Origin of the sequence: Chromobacterium subtsugae (assembly GCF_035919665.1) — a bacterium.
Classification (GTDB): domain Bacteria; phylum Pseudomonadota; class Gammaproteobacteria; order Burkholderiales; family Chromobacteriaceae; genus Chromobacterium; species Chromobacterium subtsugae.
The window spans coordinates 3,670,888-3,688,067 of record NZ_CP142381.1 but is presented as its reverse complement, the minus strand read 5'-3'; the positions used below and the strand labels follow the sequence as shown (position 1 = coordinate 3,688,067).

Genomic DNA, 17,180 nt, shown 5'->3' with positions numbered 1-17,180 from the left:
CCGCCTGGGCGGCTCCTGAGCGGAGGCTGACATCATAAATGCGATTGAATATCAATTTCAATCGCATTGCGTGAGAAAAAGGGAGAATTCAATCAGGCGGGACGGCGCTGGCCGTCCCGCCGGGAGGGTCAGCCTGCGGCCAGGCCGTCCACCAGCACGTGGGGCACGCCTTGCGAGCAGCGCTCCACCCGGCCGTTGACGCCGTAGACCGCTTGCAGCGTGACGGCGTCTATCACCTGGTCCGGATCGCCGTTGGCCAGCAGTTGGCCGGCCTTCAGCATCAGCACCCGGTCGGCGTGGCGCAGCGCCGCGTTCAGGTCATGCAGCACGATCACCGTCACCATGCCGCGGCGGCGGGTTTCGCGCCGCAGCAGGTCCATCACGTGGAACTGGTAATTCAGGTCCAGCGCCGACAGCGGCTCGTCCAGCAGCAGCACCGCCGGCTCGCGGATCAGCGCCTGGGCGATGCCCACCAGCTGGCGCTGGCCGCCGGAGAGCTGGTCGAGGAAGTGCAGCGCCAGGTGGTCGATTCCCAGCGACTGCAGCAGCGCGAATACCTGCTGGTCGTCGTGGCGGCGGAACAGGCCGGCGGCGGTGGCCTGGCCGGCCACCATCAGCGATTCGAACACCGTCAGATGCACGCAGGGCGGCAGCGTCTGCGGCAGGTAGGCCACCTCGCCGCGTTGGCGGCTGAGCGGGCGGCCGCGCAGGCGGACCAGGCCGTCGCCGCCCTGCAGGCCGGCCAGCGCGCGCAGCAGGGTGGACTTGCCGCTGCCGTTGGGGCCGAGCAGGGCGGTGACCTCGCCCGCCCGCATACAGGGCACGGACAATTGATGGATGACGCGGCGCTTGCCGTAGCTGACCGACAGGTTTTCGATGGACAGCTGCTCGCTCATGTCCGGCCTCCGTTGCGCAAGACGATGACGATGAAGAAGGGGATGCCCACCAGAGCGGTGACGATGCCCACCGGCACGATGACGCCGGGAATCAGGTTCTTGGTGACCACCGAGGCCATGGACAGGATGGCCGCGCCGGTCAGCGCGCTCACCGGCAGATAGAAGCGGTGATCCTCGCCCACCAGCCTGCGGGCGATGTGGGGCGCGATCAGGCCGATGAAGCCTATGGTGCCGACGAAGGCCACCGCCAGCGCGGTGAGCAGGCTGGCGCGCAGCAGGGAGGTCAGCCGCAGCCGGCGCACGTCGATGCCGAAGCTGGCGGCGCGGTCCTCGCCGAGGCGCAGCGCGGTCAGCCGCCAGGCGTTGGCCAGCGACCACGGCAGGATCAGCGCGAAGGCGGCGAAGATCAGGCCGATCTTGGGCCAGTCGGCGCGGGACAGGCTGCCCATCAGCCAGAACACCAGGTCTTGCAGCGCGTCGGCGGTGGAGACGAATTGCAGCAGCGACACCAGGGCGTTGAAGCTGAAGAACAGCGCGATGCCGAACAGCACCACGCCGCTGGCAGCCATCCGCGTCCAGCGCGCCACCAGGTCCAGCAGCAGCGCCGAGCCCAGCGCGAACACGAAGGCATTGACCGGCAGCATCCACGACGCGGGAATGCCGGGCAGGCTGATGCCCAGCAGCAGCGCCAGCGCCGCGCCGAAGGCGGCGGCCGGCTGCAGGCCCAGCGTGAACGGGTCGGCCAGAGGGTTGTGCAGCACGGTCTGCATCTCCGCGCCGGCCAGGCCCAGCGCCAGGCCGGCGCCGACGGCGATCAGCGCGTAGGGCAGGCGGATGTCCCAGACGATGACGGCGGTGGCCGGATCGGCTGCGGACGGTTCCAGCAGCGTGCGCCAGAATTCGGCCAGCGGCATGCCGCTGGCGCCGGTGGTGACATCCAGCGACAGCGACAGCGCCAGCAGCGCCAACAGGCCGGCCACCAGCAGCAGCCGGCGCAGCAGCGCGCGGCGGTAGTCGCCGCTCACCGCGGCGGCGGTGAGCGGGGGCAGGGCGGAATCGTTCATTTGCCTCCCTTGACCCAGTAGGTGCCCTGCGGCGGAATCGCCAGGAAGTCGCGGTGCAGCTGCTGCCAGCTGGCGTCCGGGTCCAGTTTGGCGAAGCGCGCCGGCTGCAGCGTCTTGGCGAAGGCTTCCAGCAGCACGATGTGGTAGGGCGTGTTGTAGAAGTGGTGCCAGGCGCCGAAGGTGCGGCCGTCGCGCACGGCGGCGAGCGCGCCCACCGGTTTGCGCGCGGCGGCGCGGGCCAGCGATTCGCGGGCCTGGGCCGGCGAGATGTCGGCGCCGAACTGGATGCCGATCTTGTCGGCCACGTCGGCGGTGCCGGTGCCGATGTACCAGTCGGGTTTGGAGGCCAGCACGTGTTCCATGTTCACCTCGCCCACCGCGCCGGGAATCAGCTTGTCGCCGATATTGACGCCGCCAGCGGCATCCACCAGCTCGCCCAGGCTGCCTTTGCCGGCGCTGGTGACGTTGGGGAAGGCGGCGGCGCGCAGATCAAGGAAGACCTTGGGCTTCTGCTGTGCCGGGATGGCGGCCACCGTCTTGCGGATGGCGTCTATCCGGCTTTGGTAAAAGCGGATGAAGCGCTCGGCCTCGGCCTCGCGCTGCAGCGCCTTGCCCATGATGCGCAGGCTGGGCACGGTGTGCTCCAGCGGCGCGTTGCGGAAATCGACGAACACCACCGGCACTTTGGCCGCCTGCAGCTGCTGGACGATGGGATTGTTCAGGCCCGGACCGTGGCCGGAAATGCTGAAGATGGCGATGTCCGGCTTCAGCGTCAGCACCTTCTCGGCGCTGACCGAGTTTTCGCTGGTCTTGCCGATCAGCGGGATGCGGTCGATCTCCGGGAAGCGTTTCTTGTACTGGGCGTAGGTTTGCGGGTCCAGCTGGCGGAAATCGCCCTGCCAGCCGGCGACGCGGGCCAGAGGCTGCTTGCCTTCCAGCAGCGCCAAGGAATAGAACAGCCGGCCTTCGCCCAGCAGGATGCGGTTCACCTTGGCCGGCACTTCCACCTTGCGGCCGGCGATGTCGGTGACGATGGCGGCCTGGGCCGACAACGCGGCGGCGGCGAGCAGCGCGGCCGCCAGCAGGCGGGATAATACGGTCTTCATCGGGTATTCCTTACTTTTGCCAGTCGAGCTTGAGTTCCGGTTGCTTGGCCATCAAGCCCAGGTGCTCGTCCATGATGAATTCGATCTTGGCCAGCTTGTCGGCGGCGTCGGCCGCGCACACCATGTCCAGCGTGTCGCCCGCGCGCTGGATGTCGCAGGTGCCGATGGGAAACTGGACATGGGCGCGTTCGGTGTCGAAATCCACCGGCACTTTCAGCGCGTAGTGCTTGCACAGCTTGTACAGCACCTTGTCGGCGTTGGCGGTGGTGAGGGAAGCGCGGCTGCTCAGCATGATGATTTCTCCATTCTTCTAAAACGGGAACAGGCAGTTGGCGGACCGATAGGGTCCGGCAACTGCCGTGCGTAGCTTCCCGCCCGCGTTTGCGGCGCGGACGGGGAGCGCGGGGTTTAGAACTTGCCGCTCAGGGTCAGCCAATAGCGGCGGCCCTCGTCGACCATCCAGTTGCCGTCCAGGCCGTTGTAGCGGCCGCGATCGTCGATGGCCACCTTGCGGTCGCCGACGTTGAACACGGCGAAGTTGACGTCAAAAGTCTTGTTGATGTGGTAGGTGCCGCCCAGGTCCCAGGTGCTGGAGCCGGGACGGGTGCGCACATTCATCGCGCCGTTGCGGAAGCCGGTGTAGTACTGCTTGCCTTCGTAGTTCAGGCGGGTGTACAGGCCGAGCTTTTCCATCGGCGTCCAGTCCAGCTTCACGTTGCCGGCGTGCTCGGGTGTCTTGTCCAGCGGGAAGCCGTCCAGCGAGTGGCCGTCGAAGGTGGTTTCCGTGCCGCCCTCGCGCTTCGATTTGGTGTAGGTGTAATTACCGGATACGGTCCATTGCGGCGCAAACGCCCATTTGCCGGACAGCTCCAGACCGCCGATGTTCACATTGTCCACGTTGCCGTACACGTAAACGCGGGCCGGTTTGCCTTTGGCGATCAACTCGTTGGTAAATTGATCGGTGCCGAAGCTGACCACCTTGTTGCGGAAGCGGTTGTAGAACGCGGTGGCGCTGCCGCTCAGGTTCCGGTTGTTGTCGAACTGCAGGCCCACTTCATACGAGAGGCTTTCTTCCGGCTTCAGATTGGGGTTGCCGCACAGCAGGCCGGTTTCCACCTGGCTGCCGGTGCGCATGCAGTAGCCCGCGGTGCTCTGGCGGATGGTCGGCGCCTTGAAGCCGGTGCTGGCGCCGGTTTTCAGCGTCAGGTACGGGGTCAGGTGCTCTACCAGGTACAGGCGCGGCGTGAAGTGGGTGCCGAAAGTGCTGTGATGGTCGACGCGGGCGCCGCCGGTGATGGCCAGCGTGTCGGTCAGGTCGTAAGTGTCTTCCGCGAACAGCGCCCAGGTATTGACGGTGACCTTGTCCGGATTCGGCGCGCCGGTGTATTTGAACGGCGGCTTCAGCGCTTCCTGCGCTTGCATGCCGGTGCCTTGTTGCTGGCCGACCTGAACGCCGGTTTTCAGCGTGTGGCGGTCAAACAGGAAAGACAGCTGGCCATCCAGCGTGGTGTTGGTCAGCTTCAGATCTTTGCCGTCGTTGACATTATTGATGTCGGTGCGGGTCTTCTCGATTTCCTGATACAGGGCGAGAGAGGAACGGACGTTGCCGTACTTGCCGGCGTGGCTCAGGCTCCAGTGGTCGCGGGTGTCGTACTGGTCGGTCTTGTCGTCGTCGGGGGCCAGGCTCATGCCGGGAGTGGTGGTTTGGCGCAGCGCGTTGTGGCCTGCCTCAAACACGAATTCGTTGGCCTGGTTAGGCGTGTAGCCGAGCTTGGCGTTGATGTCGCCGACGTGGCTGGTGTTCTTGCCGCCAGCCATGCTGTTGGCGTAGTAGATCTTGTCTTCGGCCTGATTGTTCAGCGCGCCGTACAGCTGCAGCGACAGCAGGTCCTTCACCAGCGGGCCGCCCAGCCAGAAACTGCTCTGGCCGGTGTTGCCTTCGTTGGAATGTTCGGTGATGGTGCCGCCCAGCGTCATCGCGCCGTGCCATTCCTTCGGCGCCTTGCGGGTGATGATGTTGATCACGCCGCCCATCGCGTCGGAGCCGTACAGCGACGACATCGGGCCGCGCACCACTTCGATGCGCTCGATCGCTTCCAGCGGCGGAATCTGGAACTGCTGGAAACCGCCGGTGCCGCGGCTGCGGACTTCGCGGGTGCTCTGGCGGCGGCCGTCCACCATGATCAGCGTGTATTCGCCGGGCAGGCCGCGGATGGAGATGTCCTTGTCGGTAGGGTCGGAGCCGTTGATGTTGACGCCTTCCAGGTCGCGGATCGCATCGGTCAGATTGGTGAACGGCTTCTTTTCCAGGTCTTCGCGGGTGATCACCGAGATGCTGGCCGGGGCTTCCTTGATCTTCTGCTCGTAGCCGGAGGCGGTCACCACCACCGACGGCAGCACCGCTTCGGATTCGGCGGCGAAGGCCGCGGGAATGTGCAGGCTGCCTGCCGCGGCGGACAGCAGGGCGAGACGGAAACCATGCCTGGCGACGGCGCGAGGCGGGAGGCGATTTTTTTTCATTTTGATTACCCAGAGTTCATCACGGAACGTATGTCCACTTGGCAGGCGCGCTGCGGCGATCGTTGCTGCGTTTTTATGGAATGAATGCGCAATAGAATGTCAAATGGCCCGCTATTTTCGCATTAAGTCTATTTTGTGTAAATAGGAATTGTTTTCATTATCGTTGGCGCGACGTAGTGGCGAGGTTCGCGCGCGTGAAAACCGCCGCCATCCAGGACACCGGCGGCGGCTGTCCGCCGCGCGCCGCAAATCTGGATGCGCTTGCCTTGCATCAAGCAGGCGTGTCGATACCGCTTGCATACCACCTCTAATACCACTTAAATGCCAAATGTCATTCGCATGATGGTCGCGAGTGGAAATTCCAGTGGGACGCCGCATGGCGGCCCAGCTCATGGCGCAGTGCATAAACGGGGAGTGGATGATGAGCGTGAAGCGATTGCTGGGCGCGGCCGCGCTGGCCGCGGCGACAACGGCGGCGTGGGCGGCGCCGGACGCGGCGGCTTTGGGGCAAAGCCTGTCGATGCGGGTGGCGGTGGACAGCAACAGAGGCGCGGCGGCCGGCGCGCCGTGTTCCGACCTGGGCGCGGACTGGGCGTCCTGCCTGAAAGGGCGGCTGATTCTGGAAAACCAGGGCGGCCAGGCGGTGCCGGCCGGCGGCGGCTGGAGCCTGTACCTGCACAGCATCCGCCGCATCCTGAAGCTGGACACGCCGCAGTTCGCCATCCGCCACATCACCGGCGACCTGTACCAGCTGACGCCCACCGCCGCTTTCCAGGGCCTGGCCGCCGGCCAGCGGCTGGAGCTGCCGCTGATAGACGAATACTGGATCCTGCAGGAAAGCGATGTGCTGCCGCGCCCCTACGTGGTGGTGGACGGCCAGGCGCCTGCCTTGTTGGCGCACGATGGCAGCGACGAGGCCAGCTACCTGCTGCCGTTGCGCGGCGACAACTGGAAGAACCCGGCCGGCGAGCTGCGGCCGCTGGCCACGCCGCAGCAACGCTATCTGACATTCACCCAGCGCGGTCAGCAGCTGTCGGCCGCCCAGGTCGCCAACCGCGTCATCCCGGCCGCGCTGCGGCAGCAACTGGGCGGCGGCCAGCTGGAGGTGAAAGGGCTGACCCTGAATCTGTTCGGCCTGAGCCCGGCGCAAAGCCAGGCGCTGTCCCAGCGCGCGGCGCAATTGGGATTGCGGCCGGCCGGGGTCAGAGTGGCGGGCGGCGTGGTCGGTACGCGGCTGCCGGCCGATATCGCCGTCTCCGGCGGCTACCGGCTGCAGATCGGCCGGCAGGGCGTGAAGGTGGAAGGCTACGACGCCGCCGGCGTGTTCTACGGCGTGCAGACGCTGCTGGGCCTGCTGCCGCAAAACGGCGGCAAGGCGCAATGGATGACGGTGGAGGACGCGCCGCGCTATGCCCACCGCGGCATGATGGCCGATCTGGCGCGCAACTTCAAACAGCCGGCCACCGTGCGCCGCCTGATCGACCAGATGGCCGCCTACAAGCTCAACAAGCTGCATCTGCATCTGTCCGACGACGAAGGTTGGCGGCTGCAGATTCCCGGCCTGCCGGAGCTGACCGAGGTCGGCGCGCGCCGTTGCCACGACCTGAGCGAAACCCAGTGCCTGGTGCCGCAGCTGGGCTCCGGTCCGGCCAACCAGTCCGGCGGCGGCTACCTGACCCGCGCCGCCTACATCGATCTGGTGCGCTACGCCCAGGCCCGCTTCATCGAGGTGATTCCGGAGTTCGACATGCCGGCGCACGCCCGCGCCGCCGTGGTCTCCATGGAGGCGCGCTATCGCAAGCTGGTGGCGCAGGGCCGGCCGCAGGCGGCGGCCGAATACCGGCTGCTGGATCCGCAGGACCAATCCAATACGTTGTCGGTGCAGTTTTACGACCGCCGCACTTATTTCAATCCCTGCGTGCCGGGCAGCGCGCGCTTCGTCGCCAAGCTGGTGTCCGAAGTGGCACAGATGCACCGCGAGGCCGGCCAGCCGCTGCAGATCTGGCATTTCGGCGGCGACGAGGCCAAGAACATCCTGTTGGGCGCCGGCTTCCAGGACGCCAGCGGCGGCGACCCGTCCAAGGGCAAGGTGAACATGGCGCAGCAGGACAAGCCATGGGGCCGCTCGCCGGCTTGCCTCGCGCAGATCGCCCAGGGGCAACTGAGCAGCGTGGACCAGCTGCCGCTGAAGTTTGCGCAGACGGCCAGCCGCATCGTCGCCGAGCAAGGCATCCCGACGATGGCGGCGTGGCAGGACGGCGTGGCCGGCGCCAGCGGCGCGTCGGACTTCGCCACCCGCAACACCATGGTCACCGAATGGGACACGCTGTACTGGGGCGCGGCGCAGGCGGTGAACGGCTATGCCGCCAAGGGCTTCCAGACCGTGCTGGCCATGCCGGACTACCTGTATTTCGACTTCCCCTATGAGCTGAACCCGCGCGAGCACGGCTACTACTGGGCCTCGCGCGATACCGACAGCTACAAGGTGTTCAGTTTCGCGCCGGACAACCTGCCGCAAAACGCCGAAGTGATGCCGGACCGCCAGGGCCAGCCGTTCGCGGTGACCAGCGCCGCCGCGCCGGCGCGCTACGCCGGCATCCAGGGCCAGGCCTGGACCGAGGTGATGCGCACCGACGCCGAGTTCGAAACCATGGTCTATCCGCGCCTGCTGGCGCTGGCCGAGCGCGCCTGGCACAAGGCGGCGTGGGAGCGGCCCTACACGGTGGGCGAAACCTACCAGCTGGGCGTGACGCACCTGGTGGACAAGGCGGCGCTGAACGCCGACTGGCAGCAGTTCGCCGCGGTGCTGGGCTGGCGCGAAGCGCCGAAACTGGAACATGCCGGCGTCGGCTACCGGGTGTCGATGCCGGCGGTGCGGACCGGCAGCCAGGGCCAGACGGCGACGACGGAATGGCCGGGCGCGCGCCTGCAATATTCGTACGACGGCCATGGCTGGCAAACCTACCAGCCCGGCCAGCAGGTGCAGGCGAATTACTGGCGCGGCGTCTCGCAGGACGGCCGCCGCGCCGGCCGGGCGGAGAGCCTGTCCGGACAGTGAAGGGGGCGCGGGCCAGATGCGGGTCCGTGCTATGAAAACCGCGATGTCTTGTGCGGGTGCGTTTGGAATGCCAGATCGGTTTGGCAAAGAAACGGCGGGCCTTTGGCTCGCTGTTTTTATTGGCATGAATCTTTAAAAGGCATGGGCGCGGACGCTTGTTGAATAGCTGGCGCCTGCTTCATCCGGCATGGCTATGCCCTTGTGCTAGCATGGTTGTAGTCTGCGGATTCGCGCGATGCCGAGCATCCCGCGGAGCTGCTTACGGCGGTGGAAAGTCGGCTTGCCTTGCAGCCAGCAGGCAGAACCATTCAGGCAAATGGCGACAGGATGGAATATGTCAGAGCGCGATAGCAGGCTTCACGGCAGTTGGCGGCTGCTTTCTTTTGAGCTGGAGCTGCAGGAATCGAAAGCGCGTACCCAGCCATGGGGAGCCGACCCAAATGGCCGCCTGATTTTCGGCGCCGACGGCCGGATGATGGTGCTGGTGACCGCCAAGGCGCGCGAACCGGGCGGCACCGACGCGCAACAGGCCGCGCTCTATCGCACTGTGATGGCCTATACCGGACGATATAGGGTGGATGCGGACAGCTTCATCGTCCAGGTGGACAGCTGCTGGAACGAAGCCTGGAACGGCACCGAGCAGCAGCGTTTCTACCAGTTGGATGGCGATGCGCTGGTCGTCTTCACCGCCTGGATGCCGAACCCGTTGGCGGCGGACAATGCAATGGGACGAGGAGTGCTTGGGTTGGTGCGGGAGTCGTCCGGGCTGTGTTCGCAATGAGCCTCTGGTCTGCCAGAGCCACCTTTTCAAGCAGGAGGCTTCGCTCATGTTTTTCAATGCATGTCGATGTGATTGCGTGGTGTGAAATGAGACTGGCATCAATGGTGACGGCGCTTCTTTGCACGGCATTCATTGGCAGCGCCGCTGCCGATTCCTTTGTCGTAGGTGTGGAAGAAATTGACTATTACCCGCTGCATAGTTACGCCAATGGAAAATTCTCCGGCTATGGCAGAGACTTGCTTGACGCATTTGCAAAACAATCCGGCCATTCATTTACTTACATGCCGCTTCCAGTTTCAAGGCTGTTCCATACATTTCTGAATGACAATTCGATTGATTTCAAATATCCGGACAACCCGCATTGGCAAGCGGACATGAAAAAAGGGAAATCCGTCCTCTATAGCGATCCCGTAGTCAATGTCAGCGAAGGATTGCTGGTGAAGCCGGAGAAGATAGATCAATTGTCCGAGGATTCGCTTCAGGCTATCGTGACCATGCGAGGGTTTACGCCTTGGCCTTTTGATCAGACCATGCGGCAAAAGATCAATAATGGAAGCATTCGGGTTTATCAGGAGGATTCGTTCGGCAAGGTGATCGCTTTGGGGATGACGGGGCACTACGACGCGGTCTATGCCAGCCCGATAGTCATCAACTACTACCTTGATGTGGTGATTCACAAGCCGGGCGCGCTAGTTTTTGATAAAAAGCTTCCCTTTGAAAGCAATGATTTTTCCCTTTCCAGCATCCGCCAAGGAGAGGTGATCAAGCAATTCAATGAATTCCTTGCTAAAAACCAGCCTTTGGTTATGGAGCTCAAGAAAAAATACAGGCTGACTGACAAGGCGGTTCAATGAATTAAAGAGATAGGATGTAGGTTAGTAGGATGGATTCCATTCTTTTTTGACTGGCGGTTTGGCTCGGTTATAGATTGGGCTGAATCCAATAAATTCAGTGTTTACTTTGGGATTTATAACGCTCATAATGATTTTCTTGGTAAGCGTTGAGCTTCATTCTATTCAGCCTAGCCTAGGGCCTAGTTAACTCTGCGTTAAAAAACATTACATGCATTTTGTTCGTTTTGGTGAATTTATAGCTGCTTTTATGATTACAGGTCCCAAGCATAATCTATTGCAGATCCGTTTAGGTGCCGGAGTGCAAGATAAGCCGGCTTGCGAGTGTTTGCCGCCTAAAGGGGGATGCTGTCATGAGCCGTTAGTCGAAGCAGAGGTTATTGCTAGCGTCGTGAAGGGCGTAGTTGAGGCCAATCTGCGGCTAGGCACAGCTCACACGGTTACACATATTCGGTATGTTCAGAATGACACTAAACCTGAGATTGTTTATGGCTACTTGGCGTTGAAAATCCTCGAGCATCTGAAGTCTGGTGGTGTGTTTGCTGAGGGTAAGGATGAGTTCTAGCAGTAACGGAAATGAAAAAGCCTTCCCATATCGGGAAGGCTTTTTTACGAGAGTGGGCTTTGTTCTCTGCTGAAGATAAAGGTTCACTTCTCCTGTCTAAACAGCGCCGGGCTGTGCTGTAGGCGGGTGGTGGCGATATTGCCGCCGCCGCTGCTGGCGCTGCCGGGCGCGGCGAAACAGGCGACAGCGCCTTCCACTTGCAGCGCCATCGTCTGGCCGGGCTGCGGGCAGCGGTGGCCGGGGACGCGGGCGGCCAGCAGGCTGCCGTCGTCCAGCATCAGCCGCACGCTGGCGTCGTGGCCGCTGAAGCTGACGTCCAGCACTTTCGCCTGACGCGCGTGGTCGGGCGATGCCGGCAGCAGGCGGATTTGCTCCGGCCGCAGCAGCACATTGACTTCGCCTTGCGGCATGCCGTCCAGCAGCGGCAGCCGTCCCAGCGCGCAGTGGGCCTCGCCGCCCTGGGCGCGGCCGGGCAGCAGCACCGCGTCGCCGACGAAGTCGGCCAGTTCCGGGCTGGCCGGGCGCTGGTACAGCGTTTGCGGCGCGGCCACTTGCAGCAGCTTGCCCTGCCACAGCACCGCCACCTGGCGGCCCATGGTCAGCGCTTCGGCCTGGTCGTGCGTCACCATCAGCGCGGTGGTGCCGCTGGCGGAGAGCGCGTCGGCCACCGCCTGGCGGGTTTCGGCGCGCAGCGCGGCGTCCAGCGCCGAGAACGGCTCGTCCAGCAGCACCAGCGCCGGCTTGGGCGCCAGCGCGCGCGCCAAGGCGACGCGCTGTTGCTGGCCGCCGGACAATTGCTGCGGCGCGCGGGCGGCGAAGTCGGCCGGCAGGCCCACCATGTCCAAGAGCTCCGCCACCCGGCGGCGTTCGCGGCGCTCGGCGCGCGGCAGGCCGAAGACGATGTTGTCCGAGACCGACAGGTGCGGGAACAGCGCGCCTTCCTGCGGCACGTAGCCGATCTGGCGCTTCTCCGGCGGCAGGTACAGCTGCGGGCTGCTCACTAGCCGGCCGCCGATGTGGATGCTGCCCTCGTCGCAGCGCTCGAAGCCGCACAGCAGCCGCAGCAGCGTGGTCTTGCCGCTGCCGGACGGCCCCAGCAAGGCCAGCAGCGAGCCTTGTTCGACGGTCAGGGTGATGTCGTCCAGCACCCGGTGCTCGCCGAAGCGCTTGCCCAGCTTCTCTATTTTCAGTTCCGACATGGCGGATCTTCCTGTTGATTCCATGGTTGCGGCTGGCCGCCCAGCACCGCGCCGCGTCCCAGGCAGGACATCAGCAGCCAGGTGGCGAGAAGCGACAGCGCGATCAGGATGGCGGCGTACGGCGCGGCGGCGGCGAAGGCCAGCGCGGCGGTGTCGGCCCATACCTGGGTGGCCAGCGTCTCGGTGCCGATGGGCGCCAACAGCAGCGTGGCGGTCAGTTCGGTGATGACGGAGACGAATACCAGGCTGGCGGCGGCGCCTAGCCCGGGGGCCGCCAGCGGCAGCACCACCCGCCACAGAGCCTGCCACCAGTTGAGCCCCAGCGAACGCGCCAGCTCTTCCAGCTTGTTTTCCGCCTGCATCAAGGCGCTCCTCACGCTGACCAGCGCCAGCGGCAGGAACATGATGGCGTAGGCCAGCGCCAACATCAGCGCACTCTGGTACAGCGGCTTCAGCCACTCGATGGCTAGGTTGACCAGCGCCAGCGCGATGACGATGCCCGGCACGCCCTGAGCCAGATAGACCACCCGCTCCAGCAAATGGGCCAGCCGGCCGGGATGGCGCGCCAGCAGATAGCCCAGCGGCAGCGCCAGCACCGTGGTCAGCGCGGCGGCGGCCAGGCCCAGGCCCAGCGAGGTGGCGGTGGCCGACAGCAAGAGCTGCGGCGATACCTCGGCCGGCGTCACCGCGTCCGCGCCTGGTTGCAGGGTCCAGTACAGGATGGTGGCGATGGGGGCCAGCAGCGTGACCGAGCCTTGCAGCGCCAGCCACAGCAGCGCCGGCCAGCGTTTCCAGCCCAGTTCCAGCCGGCCGGCGGCGCGGCGCGCGCCGCGGTCCAGCCGCTGGTAGCGGCTTTCGCCGCGCACGCGCAGTTCGGCCAGCAGGATCAGCACGCCGGCGGCCATCAGCACGCTGGCCAGCAGCGACGCGCCGGCGCTGTCGAAGCTGGCGCGGTATTCGGCGTAGATTTCGGTGGTGAAGGTGTGGAAATGCAGCAGCATGAAGGCGCCGAATTCCGACAAGCTCGACAGCGCCACCAGCAGCATGCCGCCCAGCAGCGCCGGCTTCAGCTGCGGCAGCGTCACGCGCCGGAAACAGGACCAGGCGGACAGGCCCAGCGAGCGCGCGGTTTCCTCCAGCGCCGGGTCCATATTGCGCAGCACCGCCGACACCGGCAGGTAGACCAGCGGCGTGTAGGCGGTGGTCAGCACCAGCCAGGCGCCCCAGAAGCCCTGCAGATCCGGGCTGATGGACACCCAGGCGAAGCTGGTGATGAAGGGCGGAATGGCCAGCGGGGCCACGCACAGCAATGCCCACAGCCGGTGGCCGGGCAAGCGGGTGCGCTCCACCAGCCAGGCGGAGGCGGTGCCGGCCACGGCGCAGCTGAAGGTGCTGGCCAGCACGATCAAGGCGGTGTTGCCGGCCAGCCGGGCGACGATGGGGCGCAGCAGCAGTTCGGCGGCGTCGCCGGAGCCGACGCTGGCCGCCTGCCACAGGGTAAAGCCTAGCGGCAGCAAGGCCAGCAGCGCCACCAGGGCGGCGCTGACGATGAGGCCGGCGGGCCGCCGGCTGCTGCCGCCAGCCAGGCGCATGGCGATGTTCATCCTGAAAACCTCATTGGAAAAGCCTGATGCGCCGCGAAAGCCCCAAGCTGCGCGGCTTTCGCGGCCGGCGCGGGCGTTACAGCAGGCCCGCCTGGCGCAATAGCTTGGCCGACTGGCTGTCGTCGCCCAGCTTCTGCATGTCCAGCGGCGGCGGGTTCAGCTGGTTGAAGGGCTTCAGCTGCGGGGCCGGCGCCACGCTTGGCAGCAGCGGGTATTCGAAGGTGATGTTGCTCTTGGCGATCAGCTGCTGCGCGCGCGGGCTCACCAGGTAGGCGAGGAACTTCTGCGCCGCGTCGGCGTTGCGCGCGGTTTTGAGGATGCCGGCGCCGGAGACGTTGATCAGCGCGCCGACGTCGGCGTTGCCGAAGTGGTACAACTGGCTGTGCATGCCCTTGCTGCCCAGCTCCACCTGCAGGCGGGTCCAGTAGTAGTTGTTGATGACGCCGACGGCCACGCCGCCGCGGTTCACCGCCGCCACCACGCCTTCGTTGTCGTCGAAGGTCTGGGCGTTGTCGCGCAGGCCCTTCAGCCAGGCCAGCGTCGCCGGCTCGCCCTTCAGCGCGCGCACCGCGCTGACCAGCGGCAGGAAGTCGCCGTCGGACGGGGCGATGGCCAGCTTGCCCTTCCATTGCGGCTTGGCCAGGTCCAGCAGCGAGGCCGGCATCTGGGCGCCGGCGGCCAGCTTGGTGTTGAACACCAGCACGTTTTCACGCGCCATCACGCCCACCCATTCGCCCTGCGGCGAGCTGTAGCGCGCCGGGATGGCGGAGAAGGTGGCGGCCGGCAGCTTGGCCAGCATCTGCTTGCCTTCCAGCAGCATCAGCTCGGGCGAGTTGGAGGCGAAATAGACGTCGGCCGGCGAGGCCTTGCCTTCGGCCAGCAATTGGGCGGACAACTCCGGGCCTTCGCCGGAGCGGACCTTGACGCTGATGCCGCTCATCTTTTCGAAGTCGGCGGTCAGGAGCTTGATGGTTTGCGGATGCTGGGCGTTGTACAGCACTAGGCTGGCGGCCGTGGATAGCTGGCTGGCGGCCAGCAGCGAGCCGGCGAGCAGGGCGGAGATCAGTTTGCGTTTCATGGCTTGGTGGCTCCCTTGTGGACGCCGCCGGGCGGCGTCCGGTTGGATGGTTCAGAGCTGGAACAGGGCTTCGCCGATGTAGCCGCCCGGGCGCGCGCCGGGCGGGCAGGCGAAAACGGCGCTGCCGACATGGGTGATGTACTGATTCATCATATCCATCGCCGCCAGCTTCTTGTTGATGCGGATGAAGCCGGTGCGCGGGTCGCGCTGGTAGGCGATGAAGAACAGGCCGGCGTCGTATTCGACGCCCTGGCGCCAGGGCGGCCAGCGCTCGGCGTAGAAGTTGGCGCCGTCGTTGTACGAATACGCGCGGCGCAGGATGCGGGCGCCGTCGTTTTCCTGCGGCGAAGCCACGCGCGAATGGGCGGTGTCCGGAATCAGCGGGTTGCCGTCTTTGTCCGCCGCGGCCAGGTTCATCGGCTCGAATTCGTGTTTCTGTCCCAAGGGCGCGCCGCTGTCCTTGTAGCGGCCGACCACTTCCTGCTGGAAGCCCAGCTCGGTCTTGTCCCAGTGCTCCAGCGCGATGCGGATGCGGCGCACCACCAGGTAGCTGCCGTTCTTCATCCAGCCGCCCTCGTCGCCGACCCAGATGAACTGGTTCATCAGCGCCGGGTCCTTGGTGGACGGGTTGTTGGTGCCGTCCTTGAAGCCCATCAGGTTGCGCGGGGTGCCGCCGCCGGGCGCGCCGCTGGCGAAGCCGGTCTGCACCCAGCGCACGCTGGCGATGCCGTCGGCGATGGCGGCCAACTGGCGCACCGCGTGGAAGGCCACTTGCGGGTCGTCGGCGCAGGCCTGGATGGACAAATCGCCGCCGCTCTTTTCCGGCACCAGCTGGTCGCCGTTGAACTTGGGCAGGTCCACCAGCGCTTCCGGCCTGTGCTTGGCCAGGCCGTAGCGGTCGACGCCATCCTTGCTGAACAGGCCGGGGCCGAAGCCGAAGGTGAGGGTCAGGCGGGCGGCGGCCAGGCCGACGGCTTCGCCGGAGTCCAGCGGCGCCTTGTCGCTCTGGCCCGACAGCGCGCGCGCCGGCAGGCCTTGGCTCAGCCGCCGCGCGGCCTCGGTCCAGGCCTTGAGCAGGGCGATCACGTCTTCGCGCTTGGCGGTTTGCAGGTCGAAGGCGGCGAAGTAGCTGTTCTGCTGCTGCGGGGTGAGGATGCCGCCTTGGTGGACGCCGTCGAACGGCTCGCGGCCGGCCGACGCCGCCGCTTTGGCGTGCGGGGTCGGGCCGGCCAGCGCCTTGCCGGCGCCCAGCCAGCCGGCCATCGCCAGCGCGCCGCCGCCTTTGAGGAAGCCGCGCCGCGAGGGCTGTTTCGGCTTGTCGCGGTTTGTCATTTCGCCAATACCAGGTTGTTGTTGTCGTCGGCGACGAAATAGAAGCCGTCGCCTTCCGGCGTCATGGCGATGCCGAACAGGTCGCCGTTGCCGGGCGGGGTTTGCGCCTTGTTGGCGTCTATCCAGCGCGCGCCCAGCTGCTCGCCGTTGGCCGGGTCGATTTCCACCACCTTGCCGTTGGAGCCGTTGGTGACCAGCAGGTGGCCCTGCGGCGTGGTGGCCAGCGCCAGCGGACGCAGCAGCAGGCCGTCGTGGGTCAGGGTGCGGCCGATGCCGGCGCTGGTGGTGCGGGTGGTGGCGTCCCAGATCTCGCTGATGCGGTTGCCCAGCGCGTCGGATACGTAGAGCTTGTCGTCCTTGCCGTAGGCGAGGCCGGTGGGGCCGATCAGGAACACGCCCTTGTCGGCCTGCTCGCCGAAGCCGCTGGCCACCACGGTGCGGCTGACGATCCTGGGCGGCTGGCCGGCGGGGATGTCCAACTCCAGCCGCAGCACGGTGGCGAGGTTCACCACCGGCGGCGTGCCCTTGGCGCTGCCGACGCCGAAGCCGGCGTTGCTGACGAACAGGGTCGCCTTGTCGCCGTTGTCTATCACCGCCATATTGCCCCAGGGGTTGTTGATGTCGGCGCCGACCCAGGTGTCGACCAGCTTGCCGGACGAATCCAGCACCATCAGGCAGCCGGCGCCCTTGGTATCGGTGGTGCCGTCGTTGCTGGGCGTGCTGCCCACTATCACCCAGCCGCTTTTCAGCACCGTCATCGCGGTGGACAGGCCGACGCCGCCCGGGCACTGCGGCAGCGTGCGCGGGATTTGCGCGAACAGGGTCAGGCTCTTGCTGTCCGGGTGGTAGTTGACGATGGTGCTGCCCAGGCCCTGCAGGTTGGCGGCGTTGTTGAAGTTGTCCACCAGCACGTCGCCCTGCTTGAGTTTGCCGGCGCTCACCGGCGACACCGCGATCGCGTATGGGTTCTGGTCGCCGTTGTCGGGCACGGTGTTGGCGAGGATGGTGTGGCGCTTGATGCCGGCGAGGAAGGCGCCGTCGGCATGGGCCGCGCCGGCCAGGGCCAGCAGGGCGGCGGCGGCGGCCAGGCCGCGGCGCGAGAAGTTCCGCTTCATCTTTACTCTCT

General features: G+C 65.8%; 14 protein-coding genes. 4 read left to right on the top strand and 10 right to left on the bottom strand.

What is annotated here, in order from left to right:
- Nucleotides 1-128 precede the first annotated feature (128 nt).
- The 5 genes from U6115_RS17520 to U6115_RS17500 form a co-directional block, all read right to left on the bottom strand.
- Entirely contained in the window at nt 129-896 is a 768-nt protein-coding gene (locus tag U6115_RS17520; RefSeq protein ID WP_043575341.1) for an ABC transporter ATP-binding protein, read from the bottom strand.
- Nucleotides 893-1,960 carry a FecCD family ABC transporter permease gene (locus U6115_RS17515; RefSeq protein WP_047250105.1) on the bottom strand — a complete coding sequence of 356 codons (1,068 nt, stop codon included), beginning with the start codon at nt 1,958-1,960 and terminating at the stop codon, nt 893-895. The genes U6115_RS17520 and U6115_RS17515 overlap by 4 nt, the downstream gene beginning before the upstream one ends.
- A complete protein-coding gene (locus tag U6115_RS17510) occupies nt 1,957-3,066 on the bottom strand; it encodes an ABC transporter substrate-binding protein (protein WP_043575338.1) in 1,110 nt (369 codons plus the stop codon). The genes U6115_RS17515 and U6115_RS17510 overlap by 4 nt, the downstream gene beginning before the upstream one ends.
- Nucleotides 3,067-3,076: 10 nt before the next feature.
- Entirely contained in the window at nt 3,077-3,358 is a 282-nt protein-coding gene (locus U6115_RS17505) for a DUF2218 domain-containing protein (protein ID WP_043575337.1), read from the bottom strand.
- 116 nt (nt 3,359-3,474) lie between these two features.
- Nucleotides 3,475-5,586 carry a TonB-dependent receptor domain-containing protein gene (locus U6115_RS17500; protein WP_043575335.1) on the bottom strand — a complete coding sequence of 704 codons (2,112 nt, stop codon included), beginning with the start codon at nt 5,584-5,586 and terminating at the stop codon, nt 3,475-3,477.
- 421 nt (nt 5,587-6,007) lie between these two features.
- Here U6115_RS17500 and U6115_RS17495 point away from each other — a divergent pair, with 421 nt between their 5' ends.
- From U6115_RS17495 to U6115_RS17480, 4 genes are all read left to right on the top strand, one after another.
- Entirely contained in the window at nt 6,008-8,644 is a 2,637-nt protein-coding gene (locus tag U6115_RS17495) for a family 20 glycosylhydrolase (RefSeq protein ID WP_043575749.1), read from the top strand.
- Nucleotides 8,645-8,978: 334 nt separating this feature from the next.
- A complete protein-coding gene (locus tag U6115_RS17490) occupies nt 8,979-9,425 on the top strand; it encodes a lipocalin-like domain-containing protein (protein ID WP_043575333.1) in 447 nt (148 codons plus the stop codon).
- Nucleotides 9,426-9,526: 101 nt separating this feature from the next.
- Nucleotides 9,527-10,279 (top strand): substrate-binding periplasmic protein, encoded by a 753-nt coding sequence (locus tag U6115_RS17485; protein ID WP_052258061.1) that lies wholly within the window; start codon nt 9,527-9,529, stop codon nt 10,277-10,279.
- Between the two features lie 208 nt (nt 10,280-10,487).
- A complete protein-coding gene (locus tag U6115_RS17480) occupies nt 10,488-10,841 on the top strand; it encodes a hypothetical protein (protein ID WP_146008457.1) in 354 nt (117 codons plus the stop codon).
- An 83-nt stretch (nt 10,842-10,924) separates the two neighbouring features.
- Here U6115_RS17480 and U6115_RS17475 read toward each other — a convergent pair whose 3' ends face one another.
- The 5 genes from U6115_RS17475 to U6115_RS17455 all read right to left on the bottom strand — a co-directional run bounded on the left by U6115_RS17475 (nt 10,925) and on the right by U6115_RS17455 (nt 17,169).
- Nucleotides 10,925-12,040: an ABC transporter ATP-binding protein gene (locus tag U6115_RS17475; protein WP_047258317.1), complete on the bottom strand. Its 1,116-nt coding sequence runs from the start codon at nt 12,038-12,040 to the stop codon at nt 10,925-10,927.
- Nucleotides 12,028-13,644: an ABC transporter permease gene (locus U6115_RS17470; RefSeq protein ID WP_047244331.1), complete on the bottom strand. Its 1,617-nt coding sequence runs from the start codon at nt 13,642-13,644 to the stop codon at nt 12,028-12,030. The genes U6115_RS17475 and U6115_RS17470 overlap by 13 nt, the downstream gene beginning before the upstream one ends.
- A 76-nt stretch (nt 13,645-13,720) precedes the next feature.
- A complete protein-coding gene (locus U6115_RS17465; protein ID WP_043575331.1) occupies nt 13,721-14,722 on the bottom strand; it encodes an iron ABC transporter substrate-binding protein in 1,002 nt (333 codons plus the stop codon).
- A 51-nt stretch (nt 14,723-14,773) separates the two neighbouring features.
- Nucleotides 14,774-16,054: an iron uptake transporter deferrochelatase/peroxidase subunit gene (gene efeB / locus U6115_RS17460; protein ID WP_043575329.1), complete on the bottom strand. Its 1,281-nt coding sequence runs from the start codon at nt 16,052-16,054 to the stop codon at nt 14,774-14,776.
- Nucleotides 16,051-17,169: an NHL repeat-containing protein gene (locus tag U6115_RS17455; protein WP_043575327.1), complete on the bottom strand. Its 1,119-nt coding sequence runs from the start codon at nt 17,167-17,169 to the stop codon at nt 16,051-16,053. Before U6115_RS17455 ends, efeB begins: the two co-directional genes overlap by 4 nt.
- Between the last annotated feature and the right edge of the window lie 11 nt (nt 17,170-17,180).